Below are 19680 nucleotides of genomic sequence, written 5' to 3'. Positions count from 1 at the left end.
GCGCGGTGGTCCCACCTGACCCCATGCCGAACTCAGAAGTGAAACGCCGTAGCGCCGATGGTAGTGTGGGGTCTCCCCATGCGAGAGTAGGGAACTGCCAGGCATCAAACAAGTAAAGAAGCCCTGAACTGACGTTCAGGGCTTTTTTACGTCTGCGTTCTGCCAGATAACCCCTCATCTCTGCGCCGTTCCGGACCGGACGCATCCCTTTACCGGCGTTTAACGTGCAACGGTGAACCTGCAGCAAGGCACGGGTGCAGTGGCGGAGCGACGTAAAACACAGGCACGTCATCTGGTACGCGGCAGACAGGCTGTTATCAGTAGGCATCTTTGAAAACGCCTTAAAATCGTTGAAGATCGCCTGGTTGAGTTGGATAAGATGGGCAGCATTAATTAAAGACAAAAAAAAGACCAGCTATTTTAAAAACGCAGAATGCGTTTAAAAACAGCCGGTCACGTGCTTTTTAGCGCCGATATTATTTATATAATTCAGCGGTTACGTGGGCATAATTATTGGTGTCTGCACTGATAACTCTAAAATGATCGCCTTGTTGTTTCGCCTGTCTGGCAATTTTAGAGACCGCGCCATCCAGTGTTAATGAGGTGGCAGAGACGGTTTGTGCAAAACAACCGAAAGACATCAATGAAAATGCCACGGCAGCAGCAGCTGACGTTACTTTATTGATTTTCATAATATTACCCCTTTATTTCAGTTGATGAAGGAGTCTGTCTGGCTCCGTTAAAATTAAACTAGCAGAGTATGTGCAGTTTAAAATTAACGCCCTGTGCTTTAATTAATATCAACCTGCTAGCATTATTTTCAGTATGTAAAAGAGAATATCAGCAGGTTAAAACTGTAGGGATTTAATACTGGAATAATATAACTATACACTGGAATATCTTTCAGCCTGATTGTTTACAGCGCATAGTGAGATGCACTTTCCAGTTATGCCCGCTGACCAGGTCGTAATCTAAAAAACCGTCAAATCGTCTGCACAGTGATTTATCTGACCTTCGCCTGTACAGCCTGAACACGTTCACAAAGCCCTGTCCACCCCGGGCGAAGCTGTATCCCGCTGTCAGCTGTCAACATGATTCCGTTAAAGGTCTGTTCCGCAGCCTTGATGGTTTTAGCGCATCCGTTCTCTTTTTACCTTTCTGGTGTTTCGGTGACGCCGATCCGGACACCGGGTAAAGGAGCACAGCAGCGGTCAGGTATGCGCATCAAGAGGCTACCTTGCGACAGATAAGCGCTATATAATCTCTTGCATTACGCTTCGGGGAAACCTTATTGAATACAACATTAAAGCGCCTGATGCTTGCAGGCATAGTGACGCTTACCGCCTTAAACAGTTACGCCAGCCGTGTTGTGACCGATCAAATTGGCCGCACCGTTACGATTCCAGATCGGGTTGATCGTGTGGTCGTGCTTCAGCATCAAACGCTGAATCTCCTGGTGCAGTTAAACGCGACAGATAAAATCGTAGGGATTCTCGCTAACTGGAAGCAGCAGCTAGGGGACAATTACGCGACGCTGGTACCTGAACTGACGCATAAAGCGCTGCTGGGTGATTTGACCCACGTGGATTTGGAAAAGCTGGTTGCGCTGCATCCACAGGTGGTATTTGTCACTAACTATGCGCCAAAAGAGATGATTGACCAAATCTCTGCATTGGGTATTCCGGTCCTGGCAATTTCATTGCGCCATGACGACGCCGGACAGCAGGGTGAGATCAACCCCAATATGCAAAACGAAGATCAGGCGTACGACCTGGGTATAAAAGAGGGGATTACGCTGATTGGGGAAGTCGTCAACAGGCAGCAGCAGGCCAAAGCGTTAATCTCAGCGGCATTCGCCGGTCGTCAGATCGTCACCGACCGTCTCAAAAATATCCCCGAGCAGCAGCGTGTTCGCGCCTATATGGCTAATCCCGATCTGACCACCTACGGAGCGGGTAAATATACCGGCCTGATGATGGCGCATGCCGGTGCCCTTAACGTGGCGGCCTCGTCGATTCAGGGATTCAGGCAGGTCAGCATGGAGCAGGTTGTCGTATGGAACCCACAGGTCATCTTCGTTCAGGACCGCTATCCACAGGTGGTAAAGGAGATTCAACAGAATCCCCTTTGGCGAACCATTGATGCAGTGAAACATCACCGGGTATGGCTGATGCCTGAGTATGCCAAGGCATGGGGCTATCCCATGCCGGAGGCCATAGGGTTAGGCGAACTGTGGATGGCGAAAAAACTCTACCCAGATAAATTCCGCGACATCGATATGCAGCAGCAGGCTAATCGCTGGTATCAACGGTTCTACCGGACGTCATACCATGAGAAATCTACAGGTTCTGGCAGCAGGTAGCCTGCGTGACGTGTGGAAGATGCTCATGACCGCCTTCCATGCCGAATCCGGCTTAACCGCAAATACTCAGTATGGGCCAGCCGGTCTGCTGCGTCAGCGCATTGAACAGGGTGAAATATGCGACCTGTTTGTGTCGGCTAACCTACAGCATCCAGAAAAGCTGCGCCAACAAGGCCTGGCAGATCATACCGGCCATTTTACAAATAACAAGCTTTGCCTGACGGCTAAACGTGATTGCGTCATTGAACAGGATGACTGGCTGTCGCTATTACTCCGTGAGGATTTGCGGCTGGGAACCTCAACGCCGCTTTGCGATCCCTCAGGTGATTACACCCTGGAGTTGTTTGACCATATCGAACAGCGCCATCCCGGTTGTGGCGATGCACTCAGGCAAAGAGCGATCGCGATGGTTGGCGGACCAGACAGCTTGCCTGTGCCTGCGGGTGACCTGGCGGCGCAGTGGATTATCAGTGCAGGCCATGCTGAGCTGTTTATCGGCTACGCCAGCTATGCGCCTCGCCTGGCTCGTTTTTCCCAGCTTCGGGTTTTTAACATTCCTTCCACTTACAATGTCCAGGCACGATATGGCTGGGCCACGCTGTCCGCCGCTGCCAGGCCGCTCGCGGCATTCCTGAGTTCCGATACCGCGCAACAAATTTTACGCCAGTACGGTTTTCTGTCCCTCAGCCAGTGACAGAACAGGCTTTCAATTTCTTTTCCGCAGGGGCGCGCTTAGCGAGATGTCACATCTCTGCCCCGCGCCTTGAAACTTTTTCACCTGTTGATATGCAGACTCGACATTTAGCCTTTAACTGGTTATCTTTGGCTGTCTGGATGTCTAAACGTGTATATGGTTACTAGAGGTGATTAAGCTATGCCAATCAGGGTCCCCGACGAATTACCGGCAGTGAATTTTTTACGTAACGAAAACGTCTTTGTGATGACGTCGTCACGTGCCAGTGTTCAGGAGATCCGTCCGCTTAAAGTGCTGGTTCTTAATCTCATGCCCAAGAAGATTGAGACGGAAAACCAGTTTCTGCGCTTACTCTCCAACTCACCGCTGCAGATCGATATCCAGCTACTGCGCATCGACAGCCGGGAGTCGCGGAATACACCCAGCGATCATCTCAACAACTTCTACTGCAATTTTAACGATATTCAGCACGATAACTACGATGGCTTAATCGTGACAGGTGCGCCGCTGGGCCTGGTTGAATTTAACGATGTGGCTTACTGGCCTCAGATAAAACAGGTGCTGGAGTGGGCGAAAGATCATGTTACCTCAACGCTGTTTGTCTGTTGGGCCGTCCAGGCGGCATTAAACATTTTATATGGCATTCCTAAACAGACCCGGCAGACTAAACTGGCGGGCGTCTTTGAGCATCAGATACTGCATCCCCATTCCTTACTGACGCGGGGATTCGACGACAATTTCCTCGCTCCCCATTCACGTTACGCTGATTTCCCGACGCAGCTCATCACGGATTATACCGATCTGGAATTATTTGCTGAATCGGAACAAACCGGCGCGTATCTGATGGCGAGCAAAGACAAAAGGCTGGCGTTTGTGACCGGGCATCCGGAGTACGATGCACTGACGCTGGCGGGAGAGTTTCAACGCGACTATGAAGCCGGGCTGAATCCTGAAGTACCCTATAACTATTTCCCACAGGATAATCCGCAGCTTACACCGCGCGCCACCTGGCGTAGCCATGGAAACCTGCTGTTTTCAAACTGGCTGAATTATTACGTCTACCAGATTACGCCGTTTGATCTGCGCCATATGAATCCCACGCTGGAATAATCCTTTTTTAGCGACAACTGAACCGTGTTAGCCGCTGGCAGCACGGTTTTTTTTCGTCTGTAAAACGTGATTGAAAAGTATTACCTGTTAAAAAATAAAATAAATCATTTATTAATCATGATGATAAGTTGTTTTTTTATTAAAAATGGAAATAGTTTTTGATTTTAAAATTAAAATGAATATGCTCTGATCCTGTAGCTCAATAATTACCCTATCTGTGGATCATCCATGTTGATCCGCCTGTAAACAGGAGAGAGCAGACATGACAGACTCGGTTATCAACAGTGAATTACTTTTCAGTAAACCCTTTAGCGATGAGGAAAAGCAGTTGCTTACTCCCGACGCCATCGCTTTTCTGCAGGAACTGGTGACGCGTTTTGCACCCCAGCGTGAGACATTGTTAGCCGCACGTCAGGTCCGGCAAAAAGAGTACGATTCCGGCGGGTTACCTGACTTTGATATGGAAACGGTTTCCATAAGAGAGCGAGCGTGGACGATCCGTGGTATTCCGGCCGATTTACAGGATCGTCGCGTTGAGATCACCGGTCCGCCCGATCGCAAAATGGTGATTAACGCCTTGAATGCTAACGTAAAGGTGTTTATGGCCGACTTTGAGGACTCGCTGGCACCTTGCTGGGAAAAACTCATTGACGGACAGCAAACCTTACGGGAAGCCGTGGCGGGAACGCTGCGCTATACCAGCGAGAACGGAAAAATCTATCAGCTACGGGCCGATCCTGCGGTATTGATGTGCCGGGTACGTGGACTGCATCTGTCTGAAAAACATGTTAGCTGGCAGGGCAATGCGATTCCCGGTGGTCTGTTCGATTTTGCTCTCTACTTTTTTCATAACGCGGAAGCCTTACTGGTAAAAGGCAGTGGCCCCTATTTTTATCTGCCTAAAACTGAGAGCTGGCAGGAAGTTGCGTGGTGGCGGGATATCTTTAGCTTTGCCGAGGATCGTTTTGATCTGGCTCGCGGCACCATAAAAGCCACCGTATTGATCGAAACGCTACCGGCGGTATTCCAGATGAACGAGATCCTGTGGAATCTGCGGGATCATATCGTGGGGCTGAACTGCGGCCGCTGGGATTATATTTTCAGCTATATCAAAACGCTGCGCGAACATGCCGATCGGATTCTGCCCGACCGGCAGTCTGTAACCATGGCTCAGCCCTTTCTGGATGCTTACTCACGACTGCTGATCCAAACCTGCCATCGCCGCGGTGCTTTTGCCATGGGCGGCATGTCAGCACTGATACCCAGCAAGGACAGCGCGCGCAATGAATGGGTGCTGCAGCGCGTCACTGAAGATAAACAGCGTGAAGCCAACAACGGACATGACGGTACCTGGATCGCGCATCCCGGTCTGGCAGACACGGCGATGTCAGTCTTCAACCAGGTACTGGGTGAACGCCCCAATCAGCTCAACATTCTGCGGCAGGATGACAGCCCTATAACGGCAGAGCAGCTTCTGGCACCTTGCGAAGGCGACAGAACTGAAGCGGGCATGCGCGCCAATATTCGGGTGGCGTTGCAGTATCTGGAAGCCTGGATTAGCGGCAATGGTTGTGTCCCCATCGATGGCCTGATGGAAGATGCCGCAACTGCAGAAATTGCCCGGACTTCAATCTGGCAATGGATCCGCCATCAGAAATCTCTGCTTGATGGACAGCCGGTCACGGCCGCGCTCTTCCAGCAGCTGCTGAACGATGAGCTGCAAAAGCTACAGATGCATCTGGGCGATAAGACATTCAGTTCAGGTCGTTATGAGGAAGCGGCGCGCCTGATGGCGCAGATCACAACCCAGGACGAACTGGTTTCCTTTCTTACTCTGCCAGGCTACCGCCTGCTTCCCTGACTTAAGGAGCCGTTGCCATGACACGTACTCAACATATTCAGCAACTCGAAAAACAGTGGCAGGACGCGCGCTGGCAGGGCATTACCCGCCCGTACAGCGCAGAGGAAGTGATTAACCTGCGGGGCTCTGTTGTGCCGGCCTGTACTCTGGCAGAGCGGGGGGCGGTGAAGCTCTGGTCGCTGCTCAATGGCGACGCCAAAAAAGGCTATATCAACAGTTTGGGAGCATTAACGGGCGGTCAGGCTCTGCAACAGGCAAAGGCCGGTATAGAAGCGATCTACCTGTCTGGCTGGCAGGTCGCTGCCGATGCCAACGTAGCAGGACAAATGTATCCGGATCAGTCGCTTTATCCGGTCAACTCCGTGCCTGAGGTGGTCACCCGTATTAATCAGACATTCCAGCGCGCCGATCAGATTCAGTGGGCTAACGGCACAGAACCGGGAGACAGCCGCTATATCGACTATTTTCTGCCCATTGTCGCCGATGCAGAAGCGGGCTTTGGTGGCGTGCTGAATGCGTTTGAACTGATGAAGTCATTGATCAGCGCAGGCGCGGCGGCCGTGCACTTTGAAGATCAACTGGCGGCGGTGAAGAAATGCGGTCATATGGGCGGTAAGGTGCTGGTGCCAACCCAGGAGGCGATACAGAAGCTGGTGGCGGCGCGTCTGGCTGCCGATGTCATGGGCGTACCCACGATCCTGCTGGCGCGGACCGATGCGGATGCCGCAGACCTGATCACATCTGACTGTGACGAATACGACCGCCCATTTATACGCGGCGACCGCACGGCGGAAGGTTTCTTCCGCACCAAAGCCGGCATTGAGCAGGCAATCAGCCGTGGACTGGCTTACGCCCCTTACGCCGATGTCCTTTGGTGTGAAACCTCCACCCCGGATTTGGCCATGGCCCAGCGTTTTGCCGATGCGATTCACGCCCGCTATCCAGGCAAGCTGCTGGCTTACAACTGTTCGCCTTCGTTTAACTGGAAAAAGAATCTGGATGACAAAACCATTGCGGCCTTCCAGCAGGCGCTCAGTGACATGGGCTATCGCTTTCAGTTCATTACGCTGGCGGGCATCCACAGCATGTGGTTCAACATGTTCGATCTTGCGCACGCTTACGCTCAGGGAGAAGGCATGCGCCACTATGTGGAAAAAGTTCAGCAGCCGGAGTTTGCTGCGCGCGAACGGGGTTACAGCTTTTCATCGCATCAGCAGGAGGTCGGAACAGGCTATTTCGATCAGGTGACCAACACGATTCAGGGCGGCAAGTCATCGGTGATGGCCCTGACAGGGTCTACTGAGGAGCATCAGTTTTGAGTTGAGTCTGTGTCTTTCCCGCCCGGCATCTGCGGGCGGGCTTTTTCAGGAGTGAATCATGCCGCCACGCGAATCACTGATTGCTCACACCATTCTGCAGGGTTTTGACGCGCAGTATGGTCGTTTTCTCGACATTACCGCAGGCGCACAACAGCGTTTTGAACAGGCCGAATGGCAGGCGGTACAGCAGGCGATGAAGGCGCGTATTCATCTTTACGATCATCACGTGGCATTAGTCGCCGATCAACTGCGCGTGCTGAACGGGGCGGCACACTGGGACGATGACTTTTGGCTGACGATTAAAAGCCATTACGAAACCCTGTTGCCCGGCTATCCGCGCTACGAAATTGCCGAGAGCTTCTTTAATTCGGTGTACTGCCGGTTGCATGGCCATAATGCACTGCAGCCGAAACGCCTGTTTATTTTCAGCTCTCAGCCAGCCTCAACGCAAACTTCCCCTGCGCGCCCTCTGGCGCGGACCTATCTGCCACATCAGGGCTGGCAAGCGCTGTTCCATCAGGTACTGCGCGACCTGCCTTTAACGCTGCCATGGCAGGATCGGGCGCGCGATGAAGCGTGGATTCACCGCCATTTGCGCGAGCAGTTTTCCGCCGCCCAGTTGGAGCAGGGCTGGCTGGACGTGTGCAGTGAGCTGTTTTTTCGCAACAAAACCGCCTGGATTGTTGCCCGGCTGCACCTGCCCGACGGCATATTTCCCTGTCTGTTGCCGATTCAGCGCAGCGATAAGGGCGAACTGTGGATTGATACCTGCCTCACGGACGTCAATGACGCGAGCATCGTGTTTGGCTTTGCCCGCGCTTATTTCATGGTCTATGCGCCGCTGCCGGCGGCGCTGGTGGCCTGGCTCAAGCCTGTATTGCCGGGTAAAACCCTGGCAGAGCGCTATATGGCTATCGGCTGTCAAAAACATGGCAAAACGGAAAGCTATCGGGAATATCTCCAGGCGCTGGCGCAAACCGACGCCGCGTTTGAGATTGCACCGGGTATTCGTGGCATGGTGATGCTGGTGTTCACATTACCGGGCTTTGATCGGGTATTTAAAGTCATCAAAGATCGGTTTGCACCGCAAAAAGAGGTCACCGAAATGCAGGTCAGGGCCTGTTATCAGCAGGTCAAAGAGCACGACCGTGTGGGGCGCATGGCCGATACACAGGCTTTTGAACAGTTTGCGTTGCCGCTCGCGCGTATCGCTCCCGCGCTACTGGAGGAATTTCAACACACGATTGCCGGAAAGATACGTATTGAGGGCGATCGCCTTATCATCAGCCACCTCTGGCTGGAACGTCGGATGCAGCCCCTGAATCTTTACCTGGCGCAGGCCAGTGAAAACCAGCGCCAGCACGCCATTGAAGAGTATGGCAATGCGATCAAACAGCTGGCTGCCGCCAACATCTTTCCCGGCGACATGCTGTTTAAAAACTTTGGCATCACCCGACACGGGCGCGTCGTGTTTTATGATTACGATGAAATCCGCCCTATGCAGGAACTCAATTTTCGTGAGGTTCCTCAGGCGCGATATGAAGAAGATGAGCTCAGTGCGGAGCCCTGGTACAGCGTGGGGCCGGATGACGTATTTCCTGAAACCTTCCGCTATGCATTATGCAGCGAGCCTGCCACAGGCGCGCTACTGCAACAGCGGCATCCGGAAATTTTTGAGGCGAGCTGGTGGCGTGCACAACAGCAGCGCATCGCTCAGGGGCATATTGAGGACGTGATCGCCTGGCAGCATGCCCAGCGTTTCTGCATCCGTTACGGCAGCACGTTGACGACGTCGTCACGTGTGCCTGCTACTGCAGGCATTCAGCCGTCCGTTTTTGCCAGCGGCCATGAATCAAACAGATAACCATCGAAATCAAGGTCATCAACATTGGAAAACTCCAGCAGGCGCTGTTTCACGTTTTCAAGATGTTGCCACATCGCCAGCTTTGCAGCGCGTGCGTCCTTCTTGATGAGTGCAGCAAGAATCTGTCGGTGATCGATCAACCATGCTTTACGATAAAGCGTATCGCCCAGGTGACTGTGCAACTGAATCCACATAGGGTTATTTTCACGCCATTGCCATGACTGGCGAAACAGTTCGACCAGCATGCTGTTATGCGTTGCTTCGGCAATGGCAAGATGAAAATGCATGTCACCGCTCTCTGAGTTTTCCAGCGAGCAGCTTGCCAGTTCGCGCTCTTCTAACAGCAAGGCCTGACGCATTTTGACGATATCTTCTCGCGTGGCCTGAAGCGCGGCGAATTCGGCGATATTACTTTCCAGTAGCTGTCGTGCCTGAAGCTGTTCAAACGGGCCGGCATCGTTGCAAAAATGCGTGTTCACTTCTTCAATACGTAATGGGTTTTTGTGCTCCACCACATAAATACCAGCACCGCGTCTGACTTCGATTAGCCCTTCAATTTCCAGCATAATCAATGCCTCGCGAACCACGGTGCGGCTGACGTCGAGCATGTCAGCAATTTCACGTTCTGGCGGCAAACGCTGACCCGAGCGGTAAGGCGTCTCCAGAATCAGTTGCCGGATTTTTATACCCACTTGCTGATAGGGCCGCTGCTGAGAGACAGACCTCATAATTATGCTCCCGTCAGATACCGTTCCGGCGAAAACTATATCACCCAACGGGTAAGGTAACAGGGTTTTGCGCACGTTAAGATAAACTGGTTGACCAGATGAAAAGGGGATTTATCCCTTATTTAACAATTAATTGCGGTTTTTATTAAAAGTGACATCATACGATGCCACTTTTGAAACACCTGTGCGACGTAATGGATGCGTCGTTACTTCAACATAAAATCGTATTGCACGCCGGTTTTCACATCCCAGTAATAAAGTTTATCGCCCAGCGCGCTGCCGGGCCGTTTCTCTCTGGCACGGTCAGCAGCCACGTACATATTCAGTCCTTTGAATGGCCCATCGGTAACGTTATACATCACCGCTCCCATGAGTCCGAGCCCGTTAATTTTAGTATTACGCTGCTTGTCTTCGTAACCTCTGGTGATAACTGGCCCCAGCATGACACCGACGTTTTGATTAAAGAAATACTGCCCGCCAAACTGCGCGGATAACATGTTTTCCTTGTTGCGGTCGATGCTCAGGGAGTCGGGATAGCCAATATCGGTGTAGACAATGCGCCCATCGATATCATGGGTCAGTTTGCCCACGGCGCCAAACAATCTTGCCTTATCAAAAGAGTAAGTTAAGCGTCCGGAAATTAAGGCGGTCTCGTGATGGTAACTAAGAGGCTTACTCATCCCTTCTACCTGACCATAAAATCCCATAAGCTCCCACTTCAGTGTATGGTCGTTGGAAAAGGTATGCGTTTTTTCAAAAATGCTCTGCACCTGGGTTGAGACATCTTGCTGATAAGACGCCCCCAACGAATAGCGTGACGACGCATCGTGCCATGATCCCACCAAATAGCCGCGTCCCCGGCGGGGATGGTACTTACCTGTTGCGCTGTCAATCACCCCTTCATCACGCACGCCGGTTGCCGAATCGACATAGTAGAAGGCGCGTTTACGCCACATTGACCAGAATTCCAGGTTTTCTGTTGCCTCAAAACGGGCCAGGACGCCTTCAGAAATCGTCTGTATCGTGCGGGACGAATTATCGGCGATCAGTGGAATGCGGTAGGGGAGACTGCCGTAACCATAGTCGGTACCAAACCGCCCAATGGTTAAGTAGAGATTATCGGCGGGTTTAAGCTTGACCGCGCCGACTGCCACGCCAAAGCTATCGTGCCCATCCAGATAGTAGCGGGTGCTCCAGCCGTCTTTCGCCCCCAGTTTGTATACGTAATAGGCACCCGCGCTGATACCAATAAAGTCAGAATAGTAGCGGGTGTTCACATCAATGAGCCCGCCTTGTACCCAGGCGTAGATATCACGCCCGGTACCTGCACTCGGCTTGTCTGCTCGTCGAAAATCATTCTTTAAACGAATTCTTAAACTGTCTTCATTATCATTAATGGCTGCGGCGTACAGCAGCGAGGGACACAGCAGCAAAGCGATGGCCATGCAGCGAAAAAAACGTGTGTTCATAAAGGAATCCCTGGCGTATTAAGTATTTTCATTACGTTCAGGCGCAGGCAGAACGGGCTGCTATCCGATGGGATCAGCCATGCGTAACGTGCAACCCACTCAAGAACTGGCTTGGTTGAATTAAGGGCGTGCGTTATTATCCTGCTGCCACACCTGTTCATAGTCGTAGCCGGTCAGGGCCTTCACCACGACTTTGGTTTCGGGTGTACAGTCGGCTTTATTCCCGCCGGCCTTAAGGCGATCAATTTCTTTCACCAGAACCCGATGCGTTTCACGGGTCAGTTTAAATTTGAAGGTCATATATAAGCTGATGAGTAATAAACTACCGGAGCCAAAGACCAGCAGACCAGTAATTGCATTCAGCGCACTTTCTGGCTGAATTAACTGCCCTTTGACGAAATGACTGTGCTCCAGTACGGCACCGACTATCATAATTGCGACGGCCACGGTACTTTTGCGCATCAGCGTCATCACGCCAGCAAAGACGCCTTCACGCCGTTGACATGTGACCATTTCATCCACATCAGGAATAAAGCTGTAAATATTCCAGGGAATAAAATAAAGCCCTGCGCGGCCAAAACCTAACAGAACAAATATCAGCGTGGTGAGCCACCAGGAAGACACAGCGCTATGGCCGATATACATCAAAATGAGATAACCGAGTACAGCAAAAATACATAGATAAGAAATACGCATGGCCAGGGCGGGCCTGATATTCAGCTTGTCCAGCATAAACATGAAAAGCAGCGTCGCGGGAATGGATACGGAGGTGGCAATCGAAAGATAGGCTGACGCGTTTGCCGCATCCAGGCTCAGGCCATATACGACGAAATAAACAAACACCGCTATGAAAATATCCAGCGCCGTAAATGATGAAATATAGATAATCAAGTGCTGTCTGAATATTTTGATTTTGAAGGTGGTGGCCAGCTCGATAAACATATTTTTCAGGTGGGATATCAGTCCAATACTTGGCCCGGCGTTAAGTCGCTCAAACTCTTCGGGATTCATGTCTTTCGATTCCCAGGTACAGGACCAGGTAATCAGCACCACAATAAAAAACAGGCATGAAAACAGGATACCGGTGTAGGTGAATGTCAGGGCAGAGTCCTGACCAAAATACTGGATCATAACGCCCGGTACTGAGGCGGTGAGGAAGGTGCCCACCTGAGAAAACGTCAGGCGGATTGCCGCCATACGGGTTCTCTCGCCAAAATCGTTGGTCATCTCTGCCGCCAGGGTTTCCCAGGGCACCAACACCATCGCCACCAGTAACTCTACCGCGAGATAGGTTCCAAGATAGTACCAGTAGCTCATGTCGCTGACCCAGACCAGCGCATAGATAAACATCAGCGGGGCGCTGATGAGCAGAAAGAAGCGGCGTCGGCCAAAACGTTTACCGAGGCGGGTGCTGCCAAACTTATCGGTGATATAGCCCATTATCGGGCTGAGAATAGCGTCAATGATGCGGGCGATAGCAAAAATGGAGCTCGCCTCGAGCATCGAAAGACCACAAAATGTCGTATAGAAAAAAAGCAACCAAGTCCCAATTAGCGCCATGGAGCCACCGCCAAAAATATCGGTAATGCCATAGCCTATTGCGGTGCCCGTGCCCACCTTCCTGCGTGGCGGTATTGTTGTTGTCATCATAATGTTCCCTTGATTAATTCAGCGTAACGGTCAGAAAACATCTTCAGGTTGTTATGCGATCGTGAAGATGAAGAGAATTGTTTTTTAGTTAATTTGTAATAGGAGAAAACGGTTAAATTGAATCGGCGCTTTGTTTAAATAATGTTCCTCCTTTTGTTTTTTTTATTGTTGGTTGGTTTTAATGTTTAAAATAAGTGGGTTGATTCCCGTTCTGATGTTTAATATCAAATGAAATTTATTTTGGTTAACCAGTGTTGACGGTGGTTAAGTCAACACAGTGAAGGCTATGTTGATTATCTGTCAGTGTATTTTTTGCTTGTAGTGCGAATGCATGGTAATCAGTCTGCTCTTTTAAAAAAAAGAGGTCGATCACAAATCCCCTGGATGTCCATAAGTTAGACTCAAAGTCAACTTTTGGTTGACCAGTTAAATGAATGGGATGTTTTATTACGTGAGAAAGATGTTATTTGATGTGGGTCTTGTTTGGGGTTTTTGTTAAATAAGGTGGTGGGTAATATATAAAATCTATTCTTCTTGTAATGTATAAAAGTAATGAAAATAACGCTTTTTTATTTTTTTTGAAATTATTCAAGGAATCGATAATGATTTATTTTACATCAGGACGTGTTCCATCCTCTGCAAAACTTGAAGCCGCTATGAATGCGGTTATCGATCAGGCGATTGATGCACAGCGCATTGTCGGTTGTACGGTGATGGTAGCCCAAGCCGGCGAATTAATGTATCAGCGAGCGGCGGGTCTGGCTGACAGAGAGCAGAAGAAAGGCATGGCGCTGGATGCGATTTTCCGCCTTGCCTCGCTGACCAAACCCATCGTGAGCCTGACGGCAATGCGCCTGATCGAACAAGGGTACATGACTCTGGATGACGACATTACGCGCTGGCTTCCCAATTTCCGTCCCTGCCTGGAAGAGGGGAAACCTGCAACCATCCTGGTACGACATCTCCTGAGTCACATGTCAGGTTTACGTTACCGTTATTCCGCGCCGGCTGATTCCCTTTATCACACCCTGAACGTGTCTGATGGGATCGACTATCAACCGGGATTATCCATCGAAGAGAATCTACAACGCCTGGCAGGCACTCCGCTGCAGTTTGAACCGGGAAGCGGCTGGCGTTATTCCCTGGGCATTGATGTTTTGGGCGAAATCATGGTGCGGGCAACCGGTAAGCGTCTGCCGGATCTGGTAAGTCATGCGGTCACGGAACCGCTCGGGATGAAAGATACGCTGTTTACCGTCAGGGATGAGGCGCGTTTAACCACGGTGTATACCGATGACAGCCCGGTGCCCACGGTGATAGGCGAGAATCAACGAATACCTTTTGGTGAGGGCGCAGCCATTTTCTGTCCTGACCGTATTCTCAAACCCGATGCCTGGCCGTGCGCCGGCGGGGGAATGGCAGGGACGGCCCCCGATTTCATGCAATTGCTGGAAACGATCCGCCGGCAGGGCGCGCCGCTGATTACGCGCGACAGCTTTGACTATATGACGCAGGAACACGTTGCCGCGAAATATGCCACGCAGGGACCGGGATGGGGATTTGGTGTGGGCTGGGCACTGCTTGCCGATCCCGATGCGGCCGGGTCGCCTCAGTCAGCGGGCACGCTGTCGTGGAGCGGCGCTTACGGCCATACCTGGTTTGTTGATCGCCAAAAAGAACTCTGTGTACTAGCCATGACAAACACGACGCCGGAAGGGGTAAACGGTCAGTTCCCCGTGATGCTGCGCGATGCCGTATATAGCGGTCTTGCGTAATTGATTGTTGGACTGACGGCGGGCGCCCCCTTTTAGGGCGGCGCTGGCCAGTCCACAGGCTGTTTCTTATAAAGGCTGCGGTTGAGAAAGCATGAAGAGCGCGCTGGCGTTATCGGGTGAGGCGGGCGGCATTTCTTTAACGGCCACTGTACGCCAGGGTGACCTGACGGGCTTCGCGGATGACCAGCGCGCCCAGTTCGGTGATGCGGTCGTCCGTCATGCGGGCAATAGGCCCAGAGATGGAAAGCGCCGCAAATGGCTCGCCGTGCTCATCGTAAATGGGGGCCGCCACACAACGCAAACCGAGCGCATGTTCTTCATCATCGAAAGAAAATCCCCGAGTCCGGATCTGTGCCAGATTGGTTTTCAGACTCTGAGGTGACATCAGCGTATTGGGCGTGTAGTAATGCAGGCCTTTCTGATGCAGCAGAGCGGTGACCTGCTCGTCGCTGAGATGCGCCAGAAAAGCTTTACCTGCGCCCGATGCATGCATTGGCAGTTTGCCGCCGATCGGTGCAGACATGCGCATCAGTTGCGTACACTGTACCTGATCGATAATCACCGCCTGAAAATCGCTGAGGTCCAGCACCGCCAGATTGACCGTTTCACCCGAGTTTTCCATCAGCGTACGTAGCACCGGGTGGACCAGCGCCAGCAGGTTCCGGCTCTGTAAAAAACTGCTGCCAACCACAAACGCATGTGCCCCCATGGTCCAGTAGCCTAAATCGCCCTCCTGGCGCACAAACCCCTGCTGCTGCATAGTGGTCAGCAAGCGATGTGTTGTGGAGTTAGGCAACCCGGCCTGCTGCGCGAGTTCGGTAAGCGCGACGCTGCCATGTGAATTAGCGATCAACTCCAGCAGCGTTAACCCACGGGTCAGTGACTGAACCTGACCGCCTGCGGGCGCTGAGGGGGCAGGGGTGCCACGGGGTTTTTTTCCGCGTTTCGCGGCGACGGGCGTTGCCATTCTGTTTCTCCTTTTCACATAGTGGAAACCATTTTCGTTTTAAACTGCCTGAATGCAAACGCTGACGTGCTGGTCAGACCTGATAATCACTTCCCTGAAAATCTCCGCTAAGGTTACTTTGAGGCATCATGACCTTATGCAAGAATGACTGGCTGGTATTTCACCAGCGCATTGACGTGGATGAGATAACCGTGAGCAATCTAACCGACGCGCTGCATCAGCAACTTGCCCACCGCATTATGGTATTAGATGGTGGAATGGGCACCATGATCCAGAGCTATAAACTGGACGAACACGATTTTCGTGGCAGCCGTTTTGCTGACTGGCCCTGCGATCTTAAAGGCAATAACGATCTGCTGGTGCTAAGTAAACCAGAGGTGATCCGCGAGATCCATGATTCGTATCTGGCCGCCGGTGCGGATATTCTCGAAACCAATACCTTTAATGCCACCTCCATTGCGATGGCGGACTACCAGATGGAAGCCCTGTCGGCAGAGATTAACTTCGCGGCCGCGAAGCTGGCGCGTACCTGCGCAGATGCGTGGACGGCAAAAACGCCAAATAAACCGCGCTATGTCGCGGGCGTACTGGGCCCCACCAACCGCACCTGCTCGATCTCACCCGATGTTAACGATCCGGCGTTCCGTAATATCACCTTCAATCAGTTGGTGGACGCCTATCGTGAGTCCACCCGGGCGCTGGTGGAAGGCGGTTGCCACATCATCATGATTGAAACGGTATTCGATACGCTCAACGCCAAAGCGGCTGTCTTTGCGGTGAAAGTAGAGATGGAAGCCCTTGGCGTGGCGCTGCCGTTGATGATCTCCGGCACCATCACCGATGCTTCAGGCCGCACGCTTTCCGGACAAACTACCGAAGCCTTTTATAATTCGTTGCGCCATGCAGAACCCTTATCCTTTGGTCTGAACTGCGCACTGGGGCCGGATGAACTACGTCAGTATGTCGCTGAACTGTCACGCATCGCCGAAGGCTATGTCACTGCCCATCCCAATGCCGGTTTGCCCAACGCCTTCGGCGAATACGATCTTGATGCAGAAGTGATGGCGCAACAGATTGGGGAATGGGCCAACGCCGGCTTTCTGAACATTGTTGGCGGCTGCTGCGGCACCACGCCACAGCACATCGCTGCCATGGCGGCGGCCGTGGAAGGCGTTGCGCCACGTCAGCGCCCCAAACTGCCCGTTGCCTGCCGTCTTTCGGGTCTTGAACCGCTGAATATCAGTGCAGAATCGTTATTTGTGAACGTGGGAGAACGCACCAACGTTACCGGCTCTGCCAAATTTAAGCGCCTAATTAAAGAAGATAAATATCATGAGGCGCTGGAAGTCGCGTTACAACAGGTTGAGAGCGGTGCCCAGATTATTGATATCAATATGGATGAGGGAATGCTGGACGCGGAAGCCGCGATGGTGCGTTTCCTCAACCTGATTGCGGGTGAGCCCGATATTGCCCGCGTGCCCATTATGATCGACTCCTCGAAATGGGAGGTTATTGAGAAAGGGCTGCAGTGTATTCAGGGAAAAGGCATCGTCAACTCCGTCTCAATGAAAGAAGGTGAGGCCGTATTTATCCACCATGCCCGCCTTGTCCGCCGCTACGGGGCCGCCATGGTGGTGATGGCCTTCGATGAGGTGGGGCAGGCCGATACGCGTGAGCGGAAGATTGAGATCTGTCGCCGCGCCTACCAGATCCTGACGCAACAGGTGGGGTTTCCGCCTGAGGACATCATTTTCGATCCCAATATTTTTGCCGTTGCGACCGGTATCGACGAACACAACAACTACGCGATGGATTTTATTGGGGCCTGCGAAGACATTAAACGTGAACTGCCCCATGCGATGATCTCGGGTGGCGTATCTAACGTCTCGTTCTCGTTCCGGGGCAACGATCCGGTTCGTGAGGCGATTCACGCGGTGTTTCTCTACTACGCCATCCGTAACGGTATGGACATGGGAATCGTGAACGCCGGGCAGTTGGCCATTTATGACGACCTGTCTGACGAACTGCGTGAGTCCGTTGAGGACGTGATCCTTAACCGGCGCGCCGACGGTACTGAGCGATTACTGGCGCTGGCGGAAAAATACCGCCGCAATAAAAGCGACAGTGCGGATGAAAAGCAGCAGGCTGAATGGCGCGGCTGGGACGTGGTGAAACGGCTGGAATACTCACTGGTCAAAGGCATCACCGAGTTTATTGAACAGGACACGGAAGAAGCCCGTCAGCAGGCCGCGCGCCCGATAGACGTGATTGAAGGGCCGCTGATGTCCGGCATGAATGTGGTGGGGGATCTGTTTGGTGAAGGCAAAATGTTCCTGCCGCAGGTCGTGAAATCGGCCCGCGTGATGAAACAGGCCGTCGCCTGGCTTGAACCCTACATTCAGGCCAGTAAAGAAGCCGGACGCAGTAACGGCAAGGTGGTGCTGGCAACGGTAAAAGGCGACGTCCACGACATTGGCAAAAACATTGTTGGCGTGGTCCTGCAGTGCAATAACTATGAGATTATCGACCTCGGCGTGATGGTGCCGGGCGAGAAAATCCTCAAGACCGCGCGCGAAGTGAAGGCTGACATCATTGGTCTTTCTGGGCTCATCACGCCGTCGCTGGATGAAATGGTCAACATGGCGAAAGAGATGGAGCGTCAGGGATTTACGCTGCCGCTGTTGATTGGTGGCGCCACCACGTCTAAAGCCCATACCGCCGTGAAAATCGAACAGCACTACAGCGGGCCCACCGTTTACGTGCAAAACGCCTCGCGCACGGTGGGTGTCGTGTCATCCCTGCTATCGGATACGCTCAGGGATGACTTCGTTGCGCGCACCCGCAAAGAATATGAAACCGTGCGTATTCAGCATGCGCGTAAAAAACCGCGCACGCCGCCGGTGTCACTCAGCGCTGCGCGCGACAACGCGACGAAGATTGACTGGGACAGCTATACACCGCCCGTAGCGAAGCACGTCGGTGTCAGGCGCGTTGACGCGGGCATTGACGTGCTGCGCAATTACATCGACTGGACGCCCTTTTTTATGACCTGGTCGCTGGCTGGCAAATACCCGCGCATCCTGGAGGATGAGGTCGTGGGCGATGAAGCGAAACGACTGTTTGCCGATGCTAACGCGATGCTGGATAAGCTGAGTGACGAAAAAGCGCTGACGCCACGCGGCGTGGTCGGCCTGTTCCCGGCTAATCGCGTGGGCGACGATATTCATATCTTTGCGGATGAGCAGCGCGATACGCTGCTGAACATCAGCCATCATCTGCGGCAGCAAACGGAGAAAACTGACTTTGCCAACTACTGTCTGGCCGATTTTGTGGCGCCGAAAAGCAGCGGTAAAGCTGATTATATCGGGGCTTTTGCCGTTACGGGCGGGCTGGAAGAAGATGCGCTGGCCGAGGCTTACGATAAGCAGCAGGACGACTACAACAAGATTATGGTCAAAGCTATTGCGGACCGCTTAGCTGAAGCCTTCGCCGAATATCTGCACGAACAGGTACGCAAAACGATTTGGGGTTTTGCTCCCGATGAGCACCTCAGTAATGAGGCGCTCATCCGCGAAAATTATCAGGGCATTCGTCCGGCGCCGGGCTATCCGGCCTGTCCGGAACACACTGAGAAAGCCACTATCTGGGCGCTGCTGGATGTGGAAACGCACGCGGGTATGAAACTCACGGAGTCTTTTGCCATGTGGCCGGGCGCCTCGGTATCAGGCTGGTACTTCAGCCACCCTGACAGCCGCTACTTCGCCGTGGCGCAGATTCAGCGCGATCAGGTTGAGGACTATGCGGCGCGTAAGCGCATGTCGGTAAGCGAAGTGGAGCGCTGGCTGGCCCCCAATCTGGGTTACGACGCCGACTAAAAAAAC

At 52.5% G+C, this 19680-nt stretch carries 13 protein-coding genes and 1 rRNA gene; 9 read left to right on the top strand and 5 right to left on the bottom strand.

The window, feature by feature from the left end:
- Positions 1 to 103 (top strand): 5S ribosomal RNA (gene rrf / locus ACPXSQ_RS17375); the annotation flags it as partial.
- A gap of 373 nt (positions 104 to 476) precedes the next feature.
- Here the strand turns inward: rrf and ACPXSQ_RS17370 are convergent.
- A complete protein-coding gene (locus ACPXSQ_RS17370; RefSeq protein ID WP_014606960.1) occupies positions 477 to 692 on the bottom strand; it encodes a DUF1471 domain-containing protein in 216 nt (71 codons plus the stop codon).
- Positions 693 to 1315: 623 nt separating this feature from the next.
- Here ACPXSQ_RS17370 and ACPXSQ_RS17365 point away from each other — a divergent pair.
- The 6 genes from ACPXSQ_RS17365 (at position 1316) to aceK (ending at position 9210) form a co-directional block, all read left to right on the top strand.
- Positions 1316 to 2362, top strand: coding sequence for an ABC transporter substrate-binding protein (locus ACPXSQ_RS17365; RefSeq protein ID WP_015701279.1), 1047 nt, complete (start codon positions 1316 to 1318; stop codon positions 2360 to 2362).
- On the top strand, positions 2331 to 3056 hold the full coding sequence (locus ACPXSQ_RS17360) for a substrate-binding domain-containing protein (protein ID WP_089517703.1): 726 nt from the start codon (positions 2331 to 2333) through the stop codon (positions 3054 to 3056). The genes ACPXSQ_RS17365 and ACPXSQ_RS17360 overlap by 32 nt, the downstream gene beginning before the upstream one ends.
- Positions 3057 to 3236: 180 nt before the next feature.
- Positions 3237 to 4166, top strand: a complete 930-nt coding sequence (metA, locus tag ACPXSQ_RS17355) for a homoserine O-acetyltransferase MetA (RefSeq protein WP_013024132.1) — start codon at positions 3237 to 3239, stop codon at positions 4164 to 4166.
- 262 nt (positions 4167 to 4428) lie between these two features.
- Positions 4429 to 6027: a malate synthase A gene (gene aceB / locus ACPXSQ_RS17350; protein ID WP_426144174.1), complete on the top strand. Its 1599-nt coding sequence runs from the start codon at positions 4429 to 4431 to the stop codon at positions 6025 to 6027.
- A 17-nt stretch (positions 6028 to 6044) separates the two neighbouring features.
- Positions 6045 to 7346 carry an isocitrate lyase gene (gene aceA, locus ACPXSQ_RS17345; protein WP_426144173.1) on the top strand — a complete coding sequence of 434 codons (1302 nt, stop codon included), beginning with the start codon at positions 6045 to 6047 and terminating at the stop codon, positions 7344 to 7346.
- A 58-nt stretch (positions 7347 to 7404) separates the two neighbouring features.
- Complete coding sequence (aceK, locus tag ACPXSQ_RS17340) at positions 7405 to 9210, top strand: bifunctional isocitrate dehydrogenase kinase/phosphatase (RefSeq protein ID WP_014606957.1); 1806 nt, start codon at positions 7405 to 7407, stop codon at positions 9208 to 9210.
- On the opposite strand, the gene uxuR is transcribed toward aceK, so the two are convergent.
- The 3 genes from uxuR to ACPXSQ_RS17325 form a co-directional block, all read right to left on the bottom strand.
- The gene (uxuR, locus tag ACPXSQ_RS17335) at positions 9168 to 9938 is read right to left on the bottom strand and encodes a Uxu operon transcriptional regulator (protein ID WP_014595046.1); all 771 of its coding nucleotides are present in this window, start codon (positions 9936 to 9938) and stop codon (positions 9168 to 9170) included. The genes aceK and uxuR overlap by 43 nt on opposite strands.
- 206 nt (positions 9939 to 10144) lie before the next feature.
- Positions 10145 to 11407 carry a glucuronide uptake porin UidC gene (uidC, locus tag ACPXSQ_RS17330; RefSeq protein WP_013024137.1) on the bottom strand — a complete coding sequence of 421 codons (1263 nt, stop codon included), beginning with the start codon at positions 11405 to 11407 and terminating at the stop codon, positions 10145 to 10147.
- 120 nt (positions 11408 to 11527) lie between these two features.
- Positions 11528 to 13057, bottom strand: a complete 1530-nt coding sequence (locus ACPXSQ_RS17325; protein WP_426144172.1) for an MFS transporter — start codon at positions 13055 to 13057, stop codon at positions 11528 to 11530.
- 602 nt (positions 13058 to 13659) lie between these two features.
- Here ACPXSQ_RS17325 and ACPXSQ_RS17320 point away from each other — a divergent pair.
- Positions 13660 to 14832 (top strand): serine hydrolase domain-containing protein, encoded by a 1173-nt coding sequence (locus tag ACPXSQ_RS17320; RefSeq protein WP_426144171.1) that lies wholly within the window; start codon positions 13660 to 13662, stop codon positions 14830 to 14832.
- Positions 14833 to 14968: 136 nt separating this feature from the next.
- Here ACPXSQ_RS17320 and iclR read toward each other — a convergent pair whose 3' ends face one another.
- Positions 14969 to 15799, bottom strand: a complete 831-nt coding sequence (gene iclR, locus ACPXSQ_RS17315) for a glyoxylate bypass operon transcriptional repressor IclR (protein WP_014595049.1) — start codon at positions 15797 to 15799, stop codon at positions 14969 to 14971.
- A gap of 191 nt (positions 15800 to 15990) precedes the next feature.
- On the opposite strand from iclR, the gene metH reads away from it, so the two are divergent.
- Entirely contained in the window at positions 15991 to 19674 is a 3684-nt protein-coding gene (metH, locus tag ACPXSQ_RS17310) for a methionine synthase (RefSeq protein WP_426144177.1), read from the top strand.
- Positions 19675 to 19680: the final 6 nt, after the last annotated feature.

Source organism: Pantoea sp. EEL5 (assembly GCF_049892805.1).
Classification (GTDB): Bacteria; Pseudomonadota; Gammaproteobacteria; order Enterobacterales; family Enterobacteriaceae; genus Pantoea; species Pantoea ananatis.
This window is presented reverse-complemented; position numbering and strand designations above follow the sequence as displayed.